Source organism: Amycolatopsis thailandensis, assembly GCF_002234405.1.
GTDB lineage: Bacteria > Actinomycetota > Actinomycetes > Mycobacteriales > Pseudonocardiaceae > Amycolatopsis > Amycolatopsis thailandensis.
Genome location: NZ_NMQT01000018.1, coordinates 17,131 through 38,287 on the forward strand (window position 1 = coordinate 17,131; position 21,157 = coordinate 38,287).

Below are 21,157 nucleotides of genomic sequence, written 5' to 3' on the forward strand. Positions count from 1 at the left end.
TATTTTTTTACGTTCAAACTGGTTTTTGTGATCGAGGACGTGGCGCCGTGAAGGACGTGCAGTGAAAGACGTGGAGTACCTGGAGCGGCTGGAGCAGGCCGAGGCCTTGCTGAAGCCGCAGCGAGTGGACGTCCTGCGGCAGTTGGCGGAGCCGCGGTCCTGCACCGAAGTGGCGGCGGTGCTGGACCAGACGCCACAGCGGGTCTATTACCACGTGAAACGCCTGGTGGAAGCCGGGCTCGTGAAGCAGGTGTCGGAGCGGAAGGTGCGCGCCGTAAGCGAGGGCGTGTACCAGGCGACAGCGCGTTCGTACTGGCTGTCGCCCGGGCTGGTCGGCCGGATCGGCCCGCGGGCGGCACGGGACGAACTGAGCCTCGGCTACCTGGTGGACCTCATGGAGGAGGTCCAGTCGGACGTCGCCGCGCTCGACAGGACCGCGCCGGAGTTGCCGTCGATCGGGGTCTCGGGCGAGATCCGGGTGGAGCCCGAGCGGCGCCAGGAGTTCCTCGACGAGCTGAAGACGACTTTGCAGGATCTGTTCACCCGCTACGGCGGAGCGGAAGGCGACGCCTTCAAGCTCGCCGTGGCCTGTTACCCGAAGGGAGATACCCGTGACTGAACCGACGAGATTCCAGGTGCGCGTGCGCGCGCCGATCGACGAGGTCTGGCACGCGCTGCTCGACCCCGGGACGCTGCGCACGTGGCTTTCCGAGTACGCGGAAGTCGAACTGCCGTCCCGGTACGAGTTCTGGGGCCGCTACACGCCGGACGGGGACGTTCCCCGTCAGCGTCTGCTGGTGGCCGAGGACCACGTCCTGCGGTTCGCGTGGACCGTCGCCGGGACGGAGACCGTCGTCGAGTTCAAGCTGGCGGAGGACGGGGACTCGACGTCCTTGTCCTTCAGTCAGAGCGGTCTGCCGGACTACGGCGCGATGCTCGCCGACCCGGATTCGTCACTCGGCATGATGTACACGTTCTGGGCGCTGTCCGTGGCGAACCTCGTCGATCACGTCGAGGGGCGCCCGATCACCGCCCGCTGCGACCTCACTTCCCCGCTGATGAGCGAAGAACTGCGGATCGGCGCGCCGCGTGGCGAGGTCTACGCCTCGATCGCCGACCCCGCCGTGTTCACCCGCTGGTTCGGCGCCCGGATCGAGGCGGAGCCGCGTGTCGGCGGCCGGTGGGCGATGGGATCGCTGGAGAAGGATCCGGATCCGGCGAAGATCGTCGACCTGGAACCCGACTCCAGGATGTCGCTCGCGTACCAGGACGGCGTCGTCGCCACCTGGGAACTCGAGGACTCCGGCGGCGGTACCAGGCTGACGTTCGTCCAAAGTGGATTTTCGGAGGAGAACCCGCCCTACGGGTCGTGGATGGGCTGGCTCAGCGGCCTGGCCGAACTGCGGCGGTTCCACGAGATCGACAGCTGGCTCCCGCTGTGGGCCGACGTCCATTTGGAAGGAATGCCCGAGGGACTCATCACACTGGACGGGAAATAGGAGGATCCGATGTTGCTCGAAGGCAGGAACGCGATCATCTACGGGGCGGCGGGCGGGATCGGGAGCGCGGTGGCTCGCGGATTCGCCCGGGAGGGCGCGACCGTCCACCTCACCGGCCGCACGCTGAAGAAACTCGACGCGCTGGCCGACGAAATCCGGGCAGCGGGCGGGAAAGCCGAAACGACGGAGTTCGACGCGCTCGACGAAGCGGCTATCGACGAGCACGCCGCTTCGGTGGCGTCCTCGGCGGGAAGCGTCGACATATCAATGAATGTCGTCACGCACAACGACGTCCAGGGCACCCCGCTGGTCGAGATGTCGTTGGCGGACTTCGAAAGCCCGGTACACACGGCGGTTCGGACCAACTTCCTGACGGCGCGGGCGGCCGCCCGGCACATGATCGGACAGGGCTCCGGGGTGATCCTGATGTTCGGTGGCGACGGCGATCCGTTGCCGGGATACCACCTCGGTGGTTTGCAGGTCGCGTTCAGTGCGATGGAGGCGCTGCGACGAGGGCTGGCGTGCGAGCTCGGACCGAACGGCATCCGCGTCGTGACCCTGCGTACCGGCGGCATCCCGGAGACGATCCCGGCGGACGCCGGACTGGAAGACGCGATCCGTGACATGAACGAGGCGACGATGCTCAAGCGAACGGCTTCACTCGAAGACGTCGCCCGGGTGGCCGCCTTCGCCGCTTCGGACCATGCGCGCAGCATGACGGCGACGGCGCTGAATATCAGTTGCGGCACGATGGTCGACTGACCTTCCCGCCGGAAGTAACACCGGCGAACGATCTCCCGACTACGCGGCACTACCACGTGCTGGGGAGGTCGTTATGCCGAGGAGAACGACGAAACTGGGCATCGCGCTGGCGATCGGGCTGCTGGCCGCCGGAGGCTGCGGTGTGGAGACCGTGCCCACCGGACGGGTCACGACGCAGAGTTCGACGTCGACGACAACGACGGTGCCGACAGTGTCGACGCCGCCGCCGACAAGTAGCTGGGCAGCGCCGACGACCACGGACACACCCACGCCGGCACCTCAGCAGTTCGTGCCGCCGACCACGACCGCGGTCGCGGTGCCGAAGCAGGTCGATCCGACACCGTCGAAGACCCGCCCGAAGACGACGCCCACGGCGAAGGCGCCGAATCTGGCGGAGTGCGGGAGCGACTACTACCGCAACACCGACGGTGTCTGCGTCCACCGGCCGGCGACCGGACCCGGCGCGGCCAACGGCGCGACGGCCCTCTGCAAGGACGGTTCCTATAGCTACAGCCAGAATCGCCGCGGTACGTGTTCCGGGCACGGTGGGGTCCGCACCTGGTTGTGATCCCGTCGGTCAATCGTTCACTCGGAAGGGTGGTGCTGTGTAAGGTCGGATCATGGGATGCGCATGGTGAAACCGGTCGGACGGGCACCTTCGCCCCGGATCTTCGTCGTCGTGCTCGCCACCTGCGGTTTGGTGGCCTCGTTCATGCAGACGCTCGTCGTCCCGCTCATTCCGGCGTTCCCCCGGCTGCTCAACGCGACCCCGTCGGACGCGTCGTGGGTGGTGACGGTGACCCTGGTCGCCGGAGCCGTGGTGATGCCGGTGAGCGGCAGGCTCGGCGACCTCTACGGCAAACGCCGGTTGCTGCTGATCAGCCTGGGCTTCCTGGTCGCCGGCTCGGTGGTGTCCGCGTTGACCAGTTCGCTCGCGCTGATGGTCGTCGGCCGGGGTCTGCAGGGCTGCGCGATGGGCGCGATCCCGCTGGGGATCAGCATCATGCGCGACGAACTGGCGCCGGAACGGGTCGGTGCCGCGATCTCGGTGATGAGTTCGACGCTCGGCGTCGGCGGCGCCATCGGGCTCCCGGTCTCGGCGCTGGTCGCGCAGAACGCCGACTGGCACGTCCTCTTCTGGGCGTCGGCGGGGCTCGGGCTCGTCTGTGGCCTGCTGATCGTGTTCGTGGTGCCGGAGTCGCCGGTGAAGACACCAGCGCCGTTCGACTACCTAGGCGCGCTGGGGCTGACGGCCGGGCTCGTCTGCCTGCTGCTGCCGATCGTCAAGGGCAGCGGATGGGGCTGGGGTAGCGGCCGCACCCTCGGCTTCGCCGGGGCCGCGGCGCTGATCCTGCTGGTGTGGGGCGCCTATCAGCTGCGGCGCCGCGATCCACTCGTGGACCTGCGGGTGTCCGCCCGGCGTCCGGTGCTGTTCACCAACCTCGCGTCGATCATGATCGGGTTCGCGCTGTACTCGATGGCGTTGTCGTTCCCGCAATTGCTGCAGGCGCCCGGTTCGACCGGTTACGGCCTCGGCCTGACGATGGTTCAGGCCGGGCTCTGCCTGGCGCCCAACGGGGTGGTCATGTTCCTGCTGTCGCCGGTTTCGGCCCGGCTCATCGAGCGCTACGGCCCGCGTACGACGCTGATGGTCGGTGCTGCCACCATCGCGGCGGGGTATGTCTTCGCGACCGTGCTGATGGACAACGCTTTCGAGCTGATCACGGCGTCGATCATCATCGGTGGCGGCGTCGGCATCGCTTACGCGGCCATGCCCGCGCTCATCATGGGTTCGGTCCCGGTCACCGAAACCGCTTCCGCGAACGGGCTGAACTCGCTGATGCGCTCCGTCGGCACGTCGACGTCCAGCGCGGTGATGGCGACCATGCTGGCGTCGCTGGCGATCACCGTCGGCGGGGTTTCCGTCCCGTCCGCGACAGGGTTCCGGCTGAGCTTCGTGGTCGCCGCCGGCGCGGCGCTCCTGGGGCTCGTGCTGACCGTTTTCGTTCCGAAGCAACGCCAGCCCGAACCGCTGGTCGCGTCAGTCCACTAGCGCCCCTACGTGCGACGAAAGCTACTTCGTCGCACGTAGGGTGCTTCGCTCAGAACAGCGTCGGAACGATCGCGTCGATCAGGTGCGGTCCCGGCTCGGCGAGGGCGCGCTGGAACTGCTCGGCCAGCTCCTCCGCTGTCGTCGCCCGGGTCGCCGGGACACCCATGCCTTCGGCGATCTTGACGAAGTCCATGTCCGGCCGGGAAAGATCGAGCAGCTCGTTCGCCTTGGGCCCGCTGGCGTCCGCGCCGACACGCTGCAACTCCAGTCGCAGGATGGCGTACGCGCGGTTGTTCAGCAGGACCGTGGTGACGTCGAGGTTCTCCCGCGCCTGCGTCCACAGCGCCGAAATCGTGTACAGCGCGCTGCCGTCGGACTGCAGGTTGATCACCGGCCGGTCCGGCGCGGCGACGGCCGCCCCGGTCGCGACGGGCATGCCGTATCCGATCGCGCCGCCGGTCAGGGTCAGCACGTCGTGCCGCGGCGCGCCCGCGGTCGCGGCGGGCAGCAGGAGACCGGAGGTGTTCGCCTCGTCGGCGATGATCGCGCGCTCGGGAAGGAGCGCGCCGATCACCTCGACCCAGTTCTGCGGCGTCAGCGGTCCGGACGGCAGCGCGGGCCGCGAGGCCTCTTGCAGCACGGGTTCCGTCTCGGCGGCGACCAGGTCGGCGACGTCGTTCAGGGCCCGCGTGACGTCCTGCCCGACTTCGGCCAGCACGTGGACCTGCGCGCCTTCGGGCACCAGGTCACTCGCCTTGCCGGGGTAGGCGAAGAACGAAACGGGCGCCTTCGTCCCGGCGACGATCACGTGCTTGATCCCGTCGAGCTGGTACGCGACCTGCTCGGCGAGGTAGCCGAGCCGCTCGATCGTCGGCAGGCCTTCGCCGCGCTCGATGCGAGCGGGGAACGTCTCGACGAACGCCTTCACCCCGGTCGCGGCGGCGATCCGGCTGGTCGCGCGCAGACCGGCCTCGCGACAGCCACCGCCGCCGACGAGCAGGGCGACCGGTTCACCGCCGGCCAGCACTTCGGCGATGTTCTTCACCTTCGTCGCGTCGACGACCTGCGGGATCCGCGGCGGGATGGGCGCGCAGGTCTCGCCGCCCTCACCCCAGGACGCGTCGGCGGGAAGGATCAGCGTCGCCACCTGGCCGGGGGCGTCCTGAGAGGCCGCGACCGCCGCGGCGGCGTCGGCACCGACGTCCTTAGTGTGCTCGGAGCGGCGGACCCAGCCCTGAAGCGAGCCGGCGACGGCTTCGATGTCCGATTCGAGCGGGGCGTCGTACTGCTTGTGGTAGGTCGCGTGATCGCCGATCACGTTGACGATCGGGGTGTGCGCGCGGCGCGCGTTGTGCAGGTTCGCCAGCCCGTTCCCGAGACCCGGGCCGAGGTGCAGCAGCGTGGCCGCCGGTTTGTCGGCGATCCGCGCGTAACCGTCCGCCGCGCCGGTGACGACGCCTTCGAACAGGCCGAGCACGCCGCGCATCTCGGGCACGGTGTCGAGCGCGGCCACGAAGTGCATCTCCGAGGTGCCCGGATTCGAGAAGCACACGTCGACACCACTGTCGACGAGCGTGCGGATCAGGGACTGGGCGCCGTTCATCTCACTCACTTTTCAAGCCCTCTCAGCGAAAAGAACGCCGGGGTTGAGGATCCCGGCCGGGTCGAAGGTCTCCTTGATCCGGCGCATCAGCGCGATCTTCGCCGGGTCCTCCAGATCGAGGAAGTAGCCGGACTTGGCCTTCCCAAGGCCGTGCTCGCCGGAGATCGCGCCACCGAGTTCCATGCCGAGCGCGAAGACGTCGGTCAGCAGTTGCTTCCGTTTCTCCGGGTCCTTGCAGAAGATGGCGAGGTGCACGTTGCCGTCGCCGGCGTGCCCGCAGCCGAGCGCGCCTGCCTCGCGCGAGAGCGCCATTTCCCTGCTCCGGCGCAGGAACTCCGGCATGGCGGACCTCGGGACCACCACGTCGATGACGTCGTCGGCTCCGGCGGCCTTGGCCGTCCAGAACGCCTTCTCGCGGGCTTCGATGAGCTTGCGTGCCGAACCGCCTTCGAGCACGTACACGTCCATCGCGCCGAGGTCGCCCAGCATGCCGCCGAGTTCCTCGATGTCGGCGTGGAGCCGGTCGTTGTCCCGGTTTTCCAGCGCCACCACCAGATACGCCTGCGCGGTGTCGCGGATGGCGTCCGGGACGCCGAGGCTGAGCTTCTCGTTGTAGCTGATCGCGGCGAGCGTCAGGTTGTCGATGTATTCGAGGATGTGCGGCGAGAGCCCGCTGGAGATGATCTTCGGAACGACGGTCATCACTTCGTCGAAGGTCTCGAACGGGGCGAACACCGTGGCACCGTGGGGCAGGCGCGGGTACAGCTTCACGATGACCTCGGTCGCGATCGCGAGGGTGCCCTCGGAACCGATGATCAGCTGCGTCAGGTCGTACCCGGTCGACACCTTCGAGGTCTTTCCGCCGGTCCGGATGATCTCGCCGGTCGGCAGCACCGCCTGCAAGCCCACGACGTTGTGCCGCGTGACGCCGTACTTGACCGCGCGCATCCCGCCCGCGTTCGTTCCGACGTTGCCGCCGACGCTCGCGCTCAATTCGCCCGGGTGGACGGTGTAGCCGAGGCCCGCCGCCGTGGTCTTTTCGTCCAATTCGGACAGTGTGACGCCCGGCTGGACGACGGCGACGTGGTTTTCCGTGTCGACTTCCAGCACCGCGTTCATGCGCTCGAAAGAGATCACCAAGCCGTCTTCGCGAGGCTGCGCACCACCCGAAAGCCCGGTTCCCGATCCTCTGGCGGTCACCGGCACGCCGTGTTCGCTCGCGGCCTTGAGCAGCTCCGCGACCTCCTCCGCGCTTCCCGGTTTCGCCAGGTAGGCGGGTTGCTGTGGGCCGACGGTCAAAGCCTCGTCGTGTGCGTAGTCCTCGGGGATCGCTTCGCCTGAAAGCAGATTCGTGTCCCCGACGATCTCGGCGAACCGTGCCGCAACATCGCCCATCGACTGCCCTTTCCTCACGCGTCTTTGCCTGGTTACCGAAGCGTAGTACGTCGCGGGCGGCGATGGCCATGAATCATTTTCATGTTTGCTTCGGGCGGCCACAACCTCACGACAACCTCACTCGGTTACCCATGTCGCAGCGGGCCGCGGCGGCCCGCCGGAAGGGGTGGGACGCTCGATGGGATCAAGGATGAGACGGGCCGCGACGCTGGGGGCGGCGCTCGCGGTCACGTTCGGACTCGCGGTACCGGTGGCCGAAGGCGGGGAAGAGGGCTGCACGGCGCCCGTGGTGAACGTCAGCGGCGTCAGCCAGGCCGAGGGGACGAGCGCCGGGTACACCACTCTTCTCTTCACCGTTTCCCTCGACGACGGTGGCTGCGCGCCGCAGGGTTCGGTCGAGTACCGGACGATCGAAGGCAACGGGTCGCCGGTCGATCCGGCGTTCATCGCGAAGGAAGGGGCCGACTACCTGCCGAGCGCGGGCACGCTGACCTGGTCGGGCGGGGCGGCCCCGCAGACCGTCGCGGTCAGGGTCCGCGCCGACTCCCTCGTGGAGAACGACGAGATGTTCTCCTTGCGCCTGTACGGCGAGAAGGGGCTGCGGATCGGGCACAGTGTCGGCGTCGCGTGGGTGGCCGACGACGACGCGACGAAAACCTCCCCGATCGCCACCACCCAGGACGGTGAGATCTGCTGGTCGATCCCGCCCAACTTCGCCCAGGGCGCGAGCTGCAAGGTGCCCATCGTGCTCTCCCGGCCGTGGCCGGGGCCGCTCACGATCCGCTACCGCACCGAAGGGTCCGCTCACGTGCCGGTGAAGGACGGTGTCGTCACCTTCCAGCGCGGTGAGACCAGGGCTTACGCCGAAATCACGCCCTCGCCGGGGCAAACGGGGAAGGCGCGAGTCGAGTTCTTCGAGCCGTCGCAGGGCAAGCTCGTGTACGCGACCTCGACCGTGGTGATCAGCCCCGCCCGGTGACGAGATCGGCGTCGGCCGTCGCGTTCGCCCGCCGGTACAGCTCGATCGCTCGAGCCCAGTGGGCGGCCGCGGCGGCCGTGACGCCACAGCGCGCTTCGAGGTCGCCCAGGTCGCGGTGCAGGTGAGCCTCCTCGTACGGGTCCGGGACGCCTTCGCGGACCGCGAGGCCGCGCTCGAGGTTCTCCCGCGCCGCGGCCAGGTCGCCGAGTCCGAGGTGGGCACGGCCGAGCCGGTCGAGCGCGGCCGCCTCGCTGTGCCGGTTCCCGACGTCGCGGCTGATCAGCAGCGCCTGGTCGAAGTCGTCCCGCGCGGCCCGGAAGTCGCGGCGGGCGAGGTGGACCTGGCCGGCGTGCAGCAGCGATTCCCACTCCTGCCACCGGTCGCCGATCGCCCGTGACGCGGCCAGCGCCTTGCCGAGATGGTCCAGCGCGACGTCGTGATCGCCGAGTTCTTCGTAAGCCTCGCCGAGGGTGTCCAGAGTGGCGGCTTCCAGCCGGGCGTTGCCGAGTTCACGGAACGTCTCCAGCGCGGCCGTCAGCGGACTGAGACCGTCCATCGGCTGGCCGCGGCGGATGTAGGCGTGGCCGAGGTTGCGCTGGGACAGCGCGCGCCCGAGCCGGTTGCCCGCCGAGGTGCACCGCTCCACCGCGAGCCGGTACGCGGTGATCGCCTCGTCGAACCGGCGCAGCGCGGCGTAGGCGTTCGCGGTGTTGTTGTAGATGTGCCCTTCGCCTTCGAGATCACCCGCGGCGCGGGCGGCCTTCAGCGCGCGGGCGTTCGTGTCGAGCGCGTCCGTCAGCCGGCGGGTCATGAAGTAGGCCGCGCCCAGCGCACGCAGCATTTCCGCTTCGGCCAAGGGATCGTCGAGTTCGGCCGCCGCCGCGGCCCCTTCCCGGCAGAGCCCGATCCGCTCGTTCCAGCCGCCCGTGGTGTCGTAGAAGCTGGTCAGCAGGTAGGTGAGCTGCCAGGCGGCGGTGTTGCGGCCGTGTTCGCGCGCGAACCGCACCACCGGCAGCAGGTTCGCGCGCTCGGCGCCCAGGAACGCCAGCGCGGCTCGCCGGTCCACCGGGAACGGACGTTCGGGCGGCGGGTGCCGCAGCGCCGGGGTGACCAGATCGCGGTTCGGGTCGATGATCCGGTTCGCCTCGGCGGCGACGTGCAGATACCAGTCGATCAGCCGGTCCGCCGCCTCGGCTCGGCTCGCCGCCGTTTCGTCGGCGCGGGCGCACGCGATGGCGAACTCCCGGATCAGATCGTGGAGACGATGGCGATCCGGTCCCGCCGGGGTGATCAGGTGCGCCGCGGACAACGCGGCGACCGCGGTCCGGCCCGCCTCGGCGGGCACCCCGCACAACGCGCTGCCCAGCGCCGAGCTGAACGACGTCCCCGGGATCAGCCCGGCCAGCCGGAACAGCTGTGCCGGGGCGTGGTCCAGCGGGAGGTAGGCGCTCGCGAGGACAGTCTTGACCGTCCGGGAATCTCCCTGCACCGCAAGGGTTTCGAGTCGGCCGGCGCCGGTCAGCTCGCGGGTGAGTTCCGCGATCGGACGGCCCGGCTCGCCGCTGAGGCGCGCGGCGGCGATCCGCAGCGCCAGCGGCATCCCGTCGCACAGCCTGGCCAGCCGCGCGGCCTGCGCGGGTTCGCGGGCGACCCGGTCGGTGCCCAGTACCCGGGTGAGCAGGGTCATCGATTCCGTGTCGGCCAGCGCGTCGAGGGCGAACACGCGGACGGCGTGCCTGCTGCCGAGCGCGGCAAGGGTCTGCCTGCTGGTCACGATCAGCAGCGCCTTCGCCGTCCCGGGGACCAGAGGAAGGATCTGGTCCACACTGCCCGCGTTGTCGGCGACGATCACGCACCGCCTCCCGTGCAGCAGCGAGCGGTAGAGCGCCGCGCGTTCGGCCGTCGCGTCGGGCAGCCGATCGTCGGGGAGGCCGAGTCCGCGTGACAGATGCGCGAGCGCGTCGCCCGGCGAGATCGCTTCGTGCGGGTCGTGCCCGGCGAGGTCGAGGAAGAGTTGGCCGTCGGGAAAGCGGTCCGCGATGAGATGCGCCCACTGCACGGCGAGCGCGGATTTGCCCATCCCCGCCGCGCCGGAGATGACCACGACCGGCGGCTCGGGTGCGTCGAGAAGCCTGTCGAGCGAAGCGAGTTCCTGCTGCCGTCCGGTGAAGTACCCGACCCGGGCGGGGAGTTGCGCGGGCGCGGTGCCCCGCACCGGCACGTCGAGTTCGGGGGCGCGGCGCAGGATCGCCGTATGCAGTTCGACCAGGTCCGGGCCGGGATCGACGCCGAACTCGTCGGCGAGTCCCCGGCGCACCGCCTGGAACGTCTCCAGCGCCTCGGCGTGTCTTCCGCAGCGATGCAGGGCGAGCATGTGCAGTGCGGCGAGCCGTTCTCGATACGGCTGCTCGGCACGGAGCCGCGGGAGTTCCCGGAGGACCTCCTCGTGATCGCCGAGCCTGAGTTCGGCGTCCCAGAGTTCTTCCCAGGCGGACAGCCGCAGTTCTTGAAGTCGTTCGACTTCGCGTAGCCCCCAGCCGTCGAGTTCGGCGTCCGCGAAGGCTTGGCCGCGCCAGAGCCGTAGAGCCTCGCGCAACGCCGTCACCGCTTGGCCGGGATTGCTCCGCTTGGCGGCACGAAGGTCTTCCTCGAAGCGGAGAGCGTCGACTGAGGACGGTGCGACGGTCAGGACGTACCCGGGTTTGCGCGTCAGCAGGACCGGCGGGAATCCGCAATCCTCCAGCGCCTGCCGGATCCTGGCGACGTGACTGTGCAGGGTCTTCACGGCGGTACGGGGCGGATTCTCGCCCCACAGCACGTCGACCAGCCGGGGGATCGGGACGACAGAACCCGCGTGCAGGGCGAGAACGCCGAGCACGGCTCGCTGGCGGGCGCCGTGCAGCTCCGCCCGCCCGGTGGGGCCGATCGCTTCGACCGGGCCCAGCACCCGTAATTCCCCTGGCCCGGGCACTCTGCTCCCTCCGGCATGTGACCTCGGTGAGCGTATCCGGGCGAAGACTCACCGAAATCGGCCAATTAGGGCACACGATCTCCACAACCCCGCCACAACCGGCCTGACTGATCGTCAACGGGTCGAATGTTTCGCCCAAGGAGGGGAACATGATCAGCAGTCATCCGCGGCGCCGTCGAACGCTGCTCGCCTCGGCCGTCCTGGCCGTCGCGACACTGTTCGCGGGTGTCGCACCGGCGGTGCAGGCCGCACCGGAGGCTCGTAGCGACGTCTTCATCCGGGACAACGGATCCGACTACGGGTACGAGGCGTCGTCCGGTTCGCTCTACTCCAGCCCCGACATCCGGGTGTGTTTCTCGGCGACGGTGCTTTGCGCCACCGACGACCCGATCGTCCAGGGGAGCACCGCCTACATCCATGTCACGCTGAATCGTCCCGGCCCGTACGGGGATGGGTACGAGAAGGGGAACCTCCAGGTCTGGTACACCAAACAGGGCACCGTGGCCCAGTGGCCGAACCAGTGGAACTACATCGGCTCGAAGCTCGACGTGGACGTGCCTTACGGCACCAAGACGGTCGTGATCCCGTGGAAGGTCCCGATCGGCTCGCACTTCTGCCTGCTGGCCCGGTGGCTGTCGCCGACCGACCTGCCGACGGAAGGCGTCAGCACGTCCCTCAACACGCGGAACAACAACAACATCGCCTGGCACAACGTGAACGCGGTCCCGTTCAAGATCAAGGTCCCGGTGATCCGGCCCATCGTGTTCGGCTGGCACGGTCCTGACCCGGCGACGGTCGGCGACATCGTCTTCACCCAGCCGGGCAGGCCGTTCACCGGCCCGGGACGGATCACCATCGACCTCGGTCCTGATCTCGCCGCGCGTTGGCGGGCAGGCGGAGCGAAGGGTGAAGGCATCGAACGGGTCGGCGAGACCGAGCTGGCCATCGTGAACCCGCAGCGGGCCCGGATCAGCGGGCTGGCGTTCAAGGCGGGCGAACAGATCGACGCCAAGCTGAGCTTCACCGCCGGTGCCGAGGCGGCCGGTGGGCAGTACACCGTCCACGTGACCCAGGTCGACCAGCGCGGCGAAGAGGTCGGTGGCGTCGAATACCGGCTCGCGGCCGAACGGCAGTAAGAAGCCAGGGAGGGGTGCCGGCCCGTGGGCGGCGAGGGTGGGGAACCCTCGCCGCCCACGGGTTTTTCACGCGCGTGCGAACGAAAGCGTCTCGCCCTCGACACCTCGCAGCCAGAGATCCTGCGCGGCTTCCGCCATCTCGGCCAGTCCTTCTTCGATCGTCGCGAACACGTTGCCGGGCACCCAGCCCGCGTCGCCGTTGATCAGCAGGTTGTTGCGGCCGTAGAAGATCGCGAGATCCGTCGCGCCCTGGTCGCTGTGCGCCTCACTGTCCTCGTCGTAGCCGTACGCCGGATTGCCGATTTCCCACGCCTCGAACCCGAAGTACACGACATCGCCCGGAATCGGTGTCACCGTGGGGTTTTCGCGGCCCGGTTTCGGTTCGGCGAAGGGCGGCACGAGGGTGTAGACCTCGTTCCGCGCGTACTTCGCGTGATAGGCCGAACCGCTTTGCGGCAACGCGTCCCAGACGGCGCGGCAGGTCCGCGGGGCTTCGGCGTCGAGCAGGCGTGCCCGGCAAGAGACCCCGCGCTTGTCGAGCGTGATCGTGATGTAGCGGGCCATCACTCGACCCCCGCCACGACGTCACCCCAGATCCGCAGCGCTTCGTCGACCTGCTCGGTGTCGACGATCAACGGCGGCACCATCCGGACGACGTTCATGTACGCCCCGCACGTCAGCAGCAGCAACCCGTTGGCGGACGCGGCTTTCTGCGCCGCCTGGGCCTTCGCGGTGTCCGGCTCACCGTCCGGCGTGGTGAACTCGGAACCGACCAGCAGCCCCAAGCCGCGGACGTCGCCGATCGACGGCGATTTGTCCGCGATCACCCGGACACCTTCGAGCAACTGGCGTCCGCGTTCGGCGGCGTTCTCGACGAGGCCCTCCTGTTGGATCACTTCGAGCGTGGCGATCGCCGCCGCACAGGCCACCGCGTTCCCGCCATAAGTCCCGCCCTGGGAGCCGGGGAGCGCCTTCGCCATCAGCTCCTCCGACGCGGCGATACCCGAGATCGGGAACCCGCTCGCGAGTCCCTTCGCGATGAGCACGATGTCCGGGCGCACCCCGAAGTGCTCGTGCCCCCAGAACCTGCCTGTCCGGCCGAAGCCGGTCTGAATCTCGTCCATCACCAGCAGGATCCCGTGCTTGTCGGCGCGCTCCCGCAGGCCTGCCAGGAACGCCGGGTTCGCCGGGACGTACCCGCCCTCGCCGAGCACCGGCTCGATGAAGAACGCGGCCGTCTCGTTCGGCGCGCAGACCGTCGCGAACAGGTAGTCGAGCTCGCGCAGGGCGAACTTCGTCGCGGTCTCTTCGTCCCAGCCGTAGTGGAAGGCGTAGGGGAAGGGCGCGACGTGCACACCGGACATGAGCGGCGAGATCCCGGCGCTGAACCGGGTGCCCGACGTCGTCATCGTCGCCGCCGCGACGGTCCGGCCGTGGAATCCGCCCTGGAAGACGATGACGTTGGGCCGCTTGGTCGCCTGCCGCGACAGCCGGAGCGCCGCCTCGACCGCTTCGCTGCCCGAGTTCGAGTAGAAGAGGGAGTCCAGGCCTTCCGGCAGGACGCCGCCCAGCTTCTCGGTCAGTTCCAGCATCGGCTTGTGCATGACCGTCGTGTACTGCCCGTGGATGAGCTTGCCGACCTGTTCCCGCGCGGCGCTCACCACATGCGGGTGACAGTGGCCGGTGCTGGTCACGCCGATACCGGCGGTGAAATCCAGGTGACGTTTGCCATCGGTGTCGTAGAGGTACACCCCTTCACCGTGGTCGACCACGACCGGCGTTGCCTGCTTGAGCAGCGGTGATAGCTGGGCCATGGGCTGCGCTCCTAGGTCGGCTGAGCTGTTGTCGATTGTTGACAATATCCATAGCATGGCGTTCGGGACAACATGGAGGAGCGTTGGGATGAGCTCGATCAGTGAGGCCGGCGTAGTCGCGGCGGTCGACAAGGAACTGTTCATCGGCGGCAAGTGGGTGCCCGCCGCGGGTGGGAAGACCTTCCCTGTTCTCGACCCCTCGACGGGTGAAGCCCTGTGCGAGGTGGCCGACGCGTCACCGGCGGACGGTGTCGGAGCACTCGACGCCGCGGTCGCCGCGCAGGCCGACTGGGCGAACGTCGCCCCGCGCGAACGCGGCGAGATCCTGCGCCGCGCCTACGAACTGCTCATCAAACGCGCCGACGAACTCGCGCTGTTGATGACCCTCGAGATGGGCAAGCCGCTCGCGGAATCGAAGGGTGAGATCACCTACGCGGCCGAGTTCTTCCGCTGGTTCGCGGAGGAGGCCGTCCGGATCGACGGTGGCTACGCCGTCGCGCCCAACGGGACGGGCCGGTTCCTGGTGACGAAGCAGCCCGTCGGACCGTGCCTGCTGATCACGCCGTGGAACTTCCCCATGGCGATGGGCACCCGCAAGATCGGGCCCGCGGTCGCGGCCGGTTGCACGATGATCATCAAGCCCGCCGCCCAGACCCCCCTTTCGATGCTGGCCCTCGCGGCGATCCTCGCCGAGGCGGGATTGCCGGAAGGTGTGCTGAACGTCCTCACGACGTCGGACTCCGGCGGTGTGATGGAGCCGCTGATCCGCGACGGCCGTGCCCGGAAGCTGTCCTTCACCGGTTCGACCGGCGTCGGGCGGAAACTGCTGGAACAGTGCGCGGACAAGGTGCTCCGCACCTCGATGGAACTCGGTGGCAACGCTCCTTTCCTTGTCTTCGAGGACGCCGACCTCGACGCGGCTGTCGAAGGCGCGATGACGGCGAAGATGCGCAACATCGGTGAAGCCTGCACGGCCGCGAACCGCTTCTATGTCCAGCGGGGCATCGTCGACGAGTTCTCCCGGCGTCTCACCGAGCGCATGGAGGCCCTGCCGATGGGGCGCGGCACCGAGGAAGGTGTCGTCGTCGGCCCCCTCATCGACGAAGCCGCCGTCGAGAAGGTCAGTAGCCTGGTCTCGGACGCCACCGGGCGAGGAGCGCGCGTCCTCACCGGAGGGTCCACAGTGGACGGACCGGGCAACTTCTATCAGGCGACAGTGCTCACCGACGTACCCAAGGACGCCAGGCTCGCTTCGGAGGAGATCTTCGGGCCGGTCGCCCCGATCACTCCGTTCGACAGCGAGGACGAGGCCATCGCGGCGGCGAACGACACCGAATTCGGTCTCGTGTCCTATGTGTACACCTCCGATCTCAAGCGGGCGCTGCGGGTCTCGGAACGGCTGGAAGCCGGCATGATCGGCCTCAACCAAGGACTGGTTTCGAATCCGGCGGCGCCGTTCGGCGGGATCAAGCAGTCCGGGCTCGGCCGTGAAGGTGGCACCGTCGGCATCGACGAGTTCCTCGAGACCAAGTACATCGCGGTGGCTCTGTGAATTCTCAAGCCGTGAATCCTCAAGCGGTGAATCCTGAAGCAGGGACCTCTCGAACAGGGACGCCTTCTTATCGGATCGCCAGCATTCCCGGCGACGGGATCGGTGTCGACGTGACGGTCGAGGCCCGCAAGGTCCTCGACCGCGCGGCGGCGTCGCATGGCTTCTCCTTGTCCTGGCAGGAGTTCGACTGGAGCTGTGAGCGGTACACCAAGACCGGTTCGATGATGCCGGACGACGGTATCGAGCAGCTTTCCCGGTTCGACGGGATCTTCCTCGGTGCCGTCGGGTTTCCCGGTGTCCCGGACCATGTGTCGTTGTGGGGTCTCCTCATTCCGGTGCGGCGCGCGTTCACGCAATACGTCAACCTCCGGCCGGTCCGGCTGCTTCCGGGCACGACATCGGCACTGGCCGGCCGTAGCGCCGACGAGCTGGAGATGGTGATCGTCCGGGAGAACTCCGAGGGCGAGTACTCGGAGATCGGCGGCAGGCACAATCGGGGGCAGGCGAACGAGGTCGTCTTACAGGAATCCGTTTTCACGCGGGTCGGGGTGGAGCGGATCATCCGCTACGCCTTCGAACTGGCGAAAACGCGGACGGGGCGGGTCTGCTCGGCGACCAAGTCCAACGGGCTCATTCACTCGATGCCGTTCTGGGACGAGATCTTCGCGGAGATCTCGTCGGAATATCCGGACGTGCACGCCGAACAGTGCCATGTCGACGCGCTCGCCGCGCGAATGGTCCAGGCGCCGGACCGGCTCGACGTCGTGGTCGCTTCCAATCTCTTCGGCGACATCCTGAGCGACCTGGCGGCGGCCGTGACGGGCGGGCTCGGGATGGCGCCTTCGGGCAACATCAATCCGACCGGCGAGTTCCCTTCCATGTTCGAGGCCGTGCACGGCAGCGCTCCCGACATCGCCGGACAGGGCATCGCGAATCCGGTGGCGCAGATCCTGGCGGGTGCGATGATGCTCGACCATCTCGGTGAAACCGTTGCGGCACAAGATGTTCACGCTGCGGTGGAGAAGGTTCTCGAGGAGGGTGCCGTGCAGACCCCTGACCTCGGCGGGAAGTCCACCACCGCCGAACTCGGGTCCGCGGTGGTCGCCACTCTATCTTGAACCATCCGCCCAGTGGCTTGTCAAGTCCGGGAAGTCATGAACGGTCCATTCATGATTTCGGGGGGCGGTAGTACATAAAGGCCCCCTTCCTTGCGTCAAGCGCAAGGCAGGGGGCCTTCATGTACTTGGGTCGCGAGTGGTGAACGTGCCTGGCGGAAACCGATGCCGCCAATGTGGCATTGGAGACGCTCAGTGTCCCCAATGCCACATTCGGGACACCGCGACGTGGCGCCACACGAATCACCACGCCGCCCGGTTCTTCGTGGCATTCGAAGTCGGTAAGTCATGAGGCAACTTTCTTCTGGAGCGAGATAAGCGTTGCTGTACAAGGAAAACTCGGCGCAGTATTTCCATTCGGCGAACACGTTTCGATCCTGGGTGTGAGTTTTTGTCGGTGCCCCGGTGCACAGTGTCGATCATCGGATTCGACGACTGGAGGAGCACCGATGTGCTGGCATTGCGACAACCCCGGGAAGACCCGCGACGACTACCTCGTGGAGGAGGTCCGTCCACTGATCCGGAAGCACGGCTGGATGGTGCAGACGGTCGAGAGCGGAATCGCTCAACCCGCTCTCGCGTACACCGTCGGGCTCACCGACGCCGGGCTGCCGGAGCTCGCCGTCACCGGCCTGAGAGAGCGAAGATCCGGTCAGCTGCTGAACTATTTCGCCCGGCGGGTGGTCCGGTCGGGGCCGCCGGAGCCGGGTGAGGTGCTGCCCGCCGCGGTCGGATGGCCCGCGTTCGAGGTCGTTCCACTCGATACGCCGTCGGCGCACCTGCTCACCGCTGTGCTGATGTACGGCGAAGAATTCCGTGCCCTGCAACTGGTCTATGAGGACGAGCACGGCAATTGGCCGTGGGACAGGGAGTTCCGCGGCGGGACGGGTGGGCAGCCGGTGCTCGGGGCGCGGCGCCGTGCCTGAATCCCTACGGAACCGCGGGAGCCTCGCCCTCCCGCAGGCTGGTCCCCGGGGCCAGCCGCTGGACGGCGTCCTCCATGTGGGCTTCCAGCAACGACAGCGCGGTCTCTTCGTCGCCGGCCCGCAGGGCCTCGATGATCCGGGTGTGCTCGGTGACCCGCTCCTCGACCCGCTGGTAGGTCCCCTGCAACGCGGTGAGGCACATCCGGGTCTCGATCAGCAGGGTCCGGGCCATGCGCACGAGCCGTTTGCTGCCGGAGGCGGCGATCAGCGCCTCGTGGAAACGGAGGTCCGCCCAGGAGAGCGCGGTGGGATCGTCGTCGTCCGCGGCGGCGGCCATGGCGGCCACGGCCTGTTCGAGTTCGGTGGCGACCCGTTCCCGGTCGCCGCGCAGTGCCCGCAGCATCGCGGCGCGCTCGATGGCCGAGCGTGCCGAGTAGATGTCGTAGACGTCGCCGGGTTCGAGGTCGATCACGAACAGTCCTCGGTGGCGCTCGCTGCGCAGGAGTCCTTCGGAAACGAGGTGCTGCATCGCCTCTCGCAGCGGTCCCCGCGAGACCTGGAACCGGGAGGCCAGGTCCGTTTCACCGAGCTGGGTGCCGGGAGGGAGAGCGCCGGTCATGATCGCGTCCCGCAACTGGCGCGCGATGATCCCGGCGGTCGATTCCCGGCTGACCGGCTCGATATCCGGCAAGGACATGGTTCAGCTGCCCCTCTGCCCGAACAGCGCGCCCAGTGTGCGGACGAGCGGGGACTTCCCGGTCAGCCGCAGGCCCTCCCAGACGGTGACCTGATTGGCGGTCAGCACCGGCTTGCCGAGCCGGGTCTCGAGAGTGTTGATCTCGCCGAGTGTCCGCATGGCGGTGTCGGGTACGAGGAGCGCGTCGGCGGCCGGGTGATCGCCGCTCGCCGCGAGCTCGATGACGGCCTCCGGGCTGAGTTCGCCGACCTCGGCGGCGGTGTCGATGTCCGCGCTGCCCATCGAGACCACCTCGATCCCACCCGCGCCGAGGAACTCGACGAACAGCCGGGCGACGTCGTCCGGATAGCTGGCGGCGACCGCGACCCGCCGGACGCGGAGGGCGTGAGCGGCGTGGACGAAGGCGAAGGAGGTGCTCGACGCCGGGACGCCGGCGACGGCGGCCAGCCGGTCGGCCTGGTCGCGGGCGCCATCCCAGCCGTAGACGAAGCTGCCACTGGTGCACGCCCAGACCACCGCGTCCGGCTCGTGCTTGGCCAGCAGCGCGGCGCCGTCGGCTAGACGGCTTTCGCTGCCGAGGTCCAGTAGCTCGGGCACGGCGTGCAGATCGGTCCCGTAGATGTGCTCGACGGGCAGCTTGATCCCGGCCATGTCGCCGCCGAGGAGCTGCTCCGCGAGCGGGTAGTCGTCTTCGGCCGCGTGATCGGGATAGATGAATCCGATCGTGGTCGTCTCGGACGGCGGCTCGGGTGGGCTGAACGGGCTGATGGGCACGGGACCTCCGGAGGACAGATTGTCGACAATCGTAGGCGAAGAGGTCAGTCGACCTCCCGGAGCCACTTGCCGGGCCCGACGATCGGCAGGTTCATCCGCCGGAGGCAGGCCCACATCGTGAGCTGGTTCGCGGTGAGGACGGGCTTGCCGAGCGCGCTTTCGAGCGGCTCGATCAGATCGTAGGTGGGGAGGTTGGTGCAACTGACGAAAATGGCTTCGGCGTCGGCGTGATCCGCGGCAAGGATGCGCTCGGCGATGGTCCGGTAGCTGACCTTCCAGATGCCGCCGCCCAGGCCGAGGTGGTCGCTCGAGACGGTACGCACGCCGAGTTCGTCCAGGAAGTCGTGCAGCTTCCCGGTCAGGTCGCCGTCGTAGGGCGTCAGTACCGAGACGCGGTGGAGGTCGAGCTGGTGCAGGACCTCGGCCAGGGCGCCGGAGGTGGTGACGGCGTCCAGCGCGCCCGCGTCGCAGATCGCCTTGGTCAGAGAGCGTTCGTAGTCCACACCGTTGACGAAACTGCCGGAGGTGCACAGATAGGCGACGACTTCGGGCTCCACGTGGAGCACGTCTCTCGTGGCGGCGGCGAGATGCCTGCTGTCACTGACGAGCTGGGCCATCTCCATGCTGACGGGCACGGGCTCGTACGGCGTCCGCGCCAGATGGAGGGAGACCTCCATGGGCACCCAGCGCCACAGTTCGCGTTCCAGGGCAAGGTCGAAGGGAGCGATCACGCCGATACCGCGCTGCGCCAACGGGCCTTCGAACTCCAGTAAGTCGAAATCCAAGTCTCAGCCTCCGGAAAGCTTCTGCTGTCACAGGTCCGGTGCTCCGGGGGTCGTTCCTCGGATTGTTGACAATCATACGAGCCACTTTTACGGTGTCAACGTGATCGCCTCGGAGACCCCTGTGCTGGCGGTGCTCTGCGGAGACACACGCCCACCGGACATGCGCGCTATCGAAGACGAAGCGGTGGTTCGTTACACCGACGAGGCCGGCTTGGCCGACGCGTTATCCGGAGCGGACGCGCTCTTCGTCTACGACTTCCTTTCGACCGCCGTCCCGGGTGCCTGGCACGCGGCCGACCGGCTGCGCTGGCTGCACATCGCCAGCGCGGGCGTCGACCCCGTGCTCTTCCCAGGGCTGCAGGAGAGCGACGTCGTGCTCACCAACTCGCGTGGCGTGTTCGACGGGGCGATAGCCGAGTACGTCCTCGGAGTCGTCCTCACGTTCGCCAAGGATTTCGTCCGTTCGTGGGACCTCCAGCGGCAAGGGCGGTGGAAGCACCGGGAGAGTGAACGGATCTCCGGCCGCCGGGTCCTCGTGGTCGGCACCGGGCCGATCGGCCGGTCGATCGCGCGGATGCTGCGGGCGGCCGGGATGTCGGTGGCGGGTGTCGGCCGCCGTCCTCGTGAGGGCGATCCGGACTTCGGGGACGTGTATTCCTCTTCGAACCTGACTCGCCACCTTCCCGAGGCGGACTATGTCGTCGCGGTCGCGCCGCTGACCGGGCAGACAAAGGGCATGTTCGACGCCGAAGCCTTCGCCGCGATGAAGCCCGGCGCCCGGTTCGTCAACGTCGGCCGCGGGGAACTGGTCGTCACTTCGGACCTGGTCGGCGCTCTGCGGGACGGCTCGCTCGGGGGTGCCGCGCTCGACGTCTTCGACACCGAGCCGCTGCCCGCCGAGAGTCCTTTGTGGACTATGGAGAACGTGCTGATCTCGCCGCACATGTCGGGCGACTTCGTCGGCTGGCGTAATACTCTGGTAGAGGTGTTCGCGGACAACTTCCGTCGCTGGCGCGCGGGGGAGCCGCTGCGCAACGTCGTGGACAAGCAGCTCGGATACGTGCCGTCGGAGACGCTTCGCCAAGGTTAGGGGCCG

19 protein-coding genes are annotated in these 21,157 nt (G+C 68.4%); 11 read left to right on the forward strand and 8 right to left on the reverse strand.

Translation table 11 applies throughout. The annotated features are described in order from the left end of the window. Positions 1-61: 61 nt before the first annotated feature. From CFP71_RS05590 to CFP71_RS05610, 5 genes are all read left to right on the forward strand, one after another. The gene (locus tag CFP71_RS05590; RefSeq protein WP_093932755.1) at positions 62-619 is read left to right on the forward strand and encodes a helix-turn-helix domain-containing protein; all 558 of its coding nucleotides are present in this window, start codon (positions 62-64) and stop codon (positions 617-619) included. Then, a complete protein-coding gene (locus CFP71_RS05595) occupies positions 612-1,499 on the forward strand; it encodes an SRPBCC family protein (protein WP_167406005.1) in 888 nt (295 codons plus the stop codon). The genes CFP71_RS05590 and CFP71_RS05595 overlap by 8 nt, the downstream gene beginning before the upstream one ends. Before the next feature lie 9 nt (positions 1,500-1,508). Continuing rightward, positions 1,509-2,261, forward strand: coding sequence for an SDR family NAD(P)-dependent oxidoreductase (locus CFP71_RS05600; protein WP_093932757.1), 753 nt, complete (start codon positions 1,509-1,511; stop codon positions 2,259-2,261). Between the two features lie 73 nt (positions 2,262-2,334). After that, on the forward strand, positions 2,335-2,829 hold the full coding sequence (locus CFP71_RS05605; RefSeq protein WP_093932758.1) for a DUF3761 domain-containing protein: 495 nt from the start codon (positions 2,335-2,337) through the stop codon (positions 2,827-2,829). Positions 2,830-2,886: 57 nt separating this feature from the next. After that, the gene (locus CFP71_RS05610; protein ID WP_093932759.1) at positions 2,887-4,314 is read left to right on the forward strand and encodes an MFS transporter; all 1,428 of its coding nucleotides are present in this window, start codon (positions 2,887-2,889) and stop codon (positions 4,312-4,314) included. Between the two features lie 49 nt (positions 4,315-4,363). Here the strand turns inward: CFP71_RS05610 and CFP71_RS05615 are convergent, their stop codons facing one another. Both CFP71_RS05615 and CFP71_RS05620 read right to left on the reverse strand, forming a co-directional pair. Continuing rightward, positions 4,364-5,917, reverse strand: a complete 1,554-nt coding sequence (locus CFP71_RS05615) for an acetolactate synthase large subunit (protein WP_167406013.1) — start codon at positions 5,915-5,917, stop codon at positions 4,364-4,366. Between the two features lie 12 nt (positions 5,918-5,929). Then, entirely contained in the window at positions 5,930-7,312 is a 1,383-nt protein-coding gene (locus CFP71_RS05620) for an FAD-binding oxidoreductase (protein ID WP_093932761.1), read from the reverse strand. Between the two features lie 190 nt (positions 7,313-7,502). Between CFP71_RS05620 and CFP71_RS05625 the strand changes: the two genes are divergently transcribed. Next, positions 7,503-8,291, forward strand: coding sequence for a Calx-beta domain-containing protein (locus CFP71_RS05625; protein ID WP_093932762.1), 789 nt, complete (start codon positions 7,503-7,505; stop codon positions 8,289-8,291). Here CFP71_RS05625 and CFP71_RS05630 read toward each other — a convergent pair. Beyond that, positions 8,275-11,262, reverse strand: coding sequence for a BTAD domain-containing putative transcriptional regulator (locus tag CFP71_RS05630; RefSeq protein WP_244199562.1), 2,988 nt, complete (start codon positions 11,260-11,262; stop codon positions 8,275-8,277). The two genes, CFP71_RS05625 and CFP71_RS05630, sit on opposite strands and share 17 nt — an antisense overlap. 149 nt (positions 11,263-11,411) lie before the next feature. On the opposite strand from CFP71_RS05630, the gene CFP71_RS05635 reads away from it, so the two are divergent. Next, positions 11,412-12,398: a hypothetical protein gene (locus CFP71_RS05635; protein ID WP_093932764.1), complete on the forward strand. Its 987-nt coding sequence runs from the start codon at positions 11,412-11,414 to the stop codon at positions 12,396-12,398. A gap of 66 nt (positions 12,399-12,464) precedes the next feature. Here the strand turns inward: CFP71_RS05635 and CFP71_RS05640 are convergent, their stop codons facing one another. Beyond that, the gene (locus tag CFP71_RS05640) at positions 12,465-12,962 is read right to left on the reverse strand and encodes a DUF3830 family protein (protein ID WP_038508763.1); all 498 of its coding nucleotides are present in this window, start codon (positions 12,960-12,962) and stop codon (positions 12,465-12,467) included. Then, positions 12,962-14,212 carry an aspartate aminotransferase family protein gene (locus CFP71_RS05645; RefSeq protein ID WP_093932765.1) on the reverse strand — a complete coding sequence of 417 codons (1,251 nt, stop codon included), beginning with the start codon at positions 14,210-14,212 and terminating at the stop codon, positions 12,962-12,964. Before CFP71_RS05645 ends, CFP71_RS05640 begins: the two co-directional genes overlap by 1 nt. An 88-nt stretch (positions 14,213-14,300) precedes the next feature. Between CFP71_RS05645 and CFP71_RS05650 the strand changes: the two genes are divergently transcribed. The 3 genes from CFP71_RS05650 to CFP71_RS05660 all read left to right on the forward strand — a co-directional run bounded on the left by CFP71_RS05650 (position 14,301) and on the right by CFP71_RS05660 (position 17,805). Then, the gene (locus tag CFP71_RS05650; protein ID WP_093932766.1) at positions 14,301-15,764 is read left to right on the forward strand and encodes an NAD-dependent succinate-semialdehyde dehydrogenase; all 1,464 of its coding nucleotides are present in this window, start codon (positions 14,301-14,303) and stop codon (positions 15,762-15,764) included. A gap of 26 nt (positions 15,765-15,790) precedes the next feature. Further along, positions 15,791-16,882 carry a tartrate dehydrogenase gene (locus CFP71_RS05655; RefSeq protein ID WP_093932767.1) on the forward strand — a complete coding sequence of 364 codons (1,092 nt, stop codon included), beginning with the start codon at positions 15,791-15,793 and terminating at the stop codon, positions 16,880-16,882. A gap of 446 nt (positions 16,883-17,328) precedes the next feature. Then, positions 17,329-17,805 (forward strand): DUF4262 domain-containing protein, encoded by a 477-nt coding sequence (locus CFP71_RS05660; RefSeq protein WP_093932768.1) that lies wholly within the window; start codon positions 17,329-17,331, stop codon positions 17,803-17,805. 4 nt (positions 17,806-17,809) lie between these two features. Here CFP71_RS05660 and CFP71_RS05665 read toward each other — a convergent pair whose 3' ends face one another. From CFP71_RS05665 to CFP71_RS05675, 3 genes are read right to left on the reverse strand one after another with little or no spacing between them, the layout of a single operon-like run. Continuing rightward, positions 17,810-18,502, reverse strand: coding sequence for a GntR family transcriptional regulator (locus CFP71_RS05665; protein WP_093932769.1), 693 nt, complete (start codon positions 18,500-18,502; stop codon positions 17,810-17,812). A 3-nt stretch (positions 18,503-18,505) separates the two neighbouring features. Beyond that, positions 18,506-19,276, reverse strand: coding sequence for a maleate cis-trans isomerase family protein (locus CFP71_RS05670; protein WP_093932770.1), 771 nt, complete (start codon positions 19,274-19,276; stop codon positions 18,506-18,508). Positions 19,277-19,320: 44 nt separating this feature from the next. Beyond that, positions 19,321-20,061 (reverse strand): maleate cis-trans isomerase family protein, encoded by a 741-nt coding sequence (locus CFP71_RS05675; protein ID WP_093932771.1) that lies wholly within the window; start codon positions 20,059-20,061, stop codon positions 19,321-19,323. 100 nt (positions 20,062-20,161) lie between these two features. Between CFP71_RS05675 and CFP71_RS05680 the strand changes: the two genes are divergently transcribed. Beyond that, positions 20,162-21,151, forward strand: a complete 990-nt coding sequence (locus CFP71_RS05680) for a D-2-hydroxyacid dehydrogenase (RefSeq protein ID WP_093932772.1) — start codon at positions 20,162-20,164, stop codon at positions 21,149-21,151. Positions 21,152-21,157: the final 6 nt, after the last annotated feature.

Bases quoted from the DNA above. Each gene is read 5' to 3' on its own strand.
- CFP71_RS05640 (WP_038508763.1), bottom strand. From the start codon at position 12,962: ATGGCCCGCTACATCACGATCACGCTCGACAAGCGCGGGGTCTCTTGC.
- CFP71_RS05625 (WP_093932762.1), top strand. From the start codon at position 7,503: ATGAGACGGGCCGCGACGCTGGGGGCGGCGCTCGCGGTCACGTTCGGA.
- CFP71_RS05610 (WP_093932759.1), top strand. From the start codon at position 2,887: ATGCGCATGGTGAAACCGGTCGGACGGGCACCTTCGCCCCGGATCTTC.
- CFP71_RS05660 (WP_093932768.1), top strand. From the start codon at position 17,329: ATGTGCTGGCATTGCGACAACCCCGGGAAGACCCGCGACGACTACCTC.
- CFP71_RS05635 (WP_093932764.1), top strand. From the start codon at position 11,412: ATGATCAGCAGTCATCCGCGGCGCCGTCGAACGCTGCTCGCCTCGGCC.
- CFP71_RS05665 (WP_093932769.1), bottom strand. From the start codon at position 18,502: ATGTCCTTGCCGGATATCGAGCCGGTCAGCCGGGAATCGACCGCCGGG.
- CFP71_RS05600 (WP_093932757.1), top strand. From the start codon at position 1,509: ATGTTGCTCGAAGGCAGGAACGCGATCATCTACGGGGCGGCGGGCGGG.
- CFP71_RS05620 (WP_093932761.1), bottom strand. From the start codon at position 7,312: ATGGGCGATGTTGCGGCACGGTTCGCCGAGATCGTCGGGGACACGAAT.
- CFP71_RS05605 (WP_093932758.1), top strand. From the start codon at position 2,335: ATGCCGAGGAGAACGACGAAACTGGGCATCGCGCTGGCGATCGGGCTG.
- CFP71_RS05615 (WP_167406013.1), bottom strand. From the start codon at position 5,917: ATGAACGGCGCCCAGTCCCTGATCCGCACGCTCGTCGACAGTGGTGTC.
- CFP71_RS05650 (WP_093932766.1), top strand. From the start codon at position 14,301: ATGAGCTCGATCAGTGAGGCCGGCGTAGTCGCGGCGGTCGACAAGGAA.
- CFP71_RS05645 (WP_093932765.1), bottom strand. From the start codon at position 14,212: ATGGCCCAGCTATCACCGCTGCTCAAGCAGGCAACGCCGGTCGTGGTC.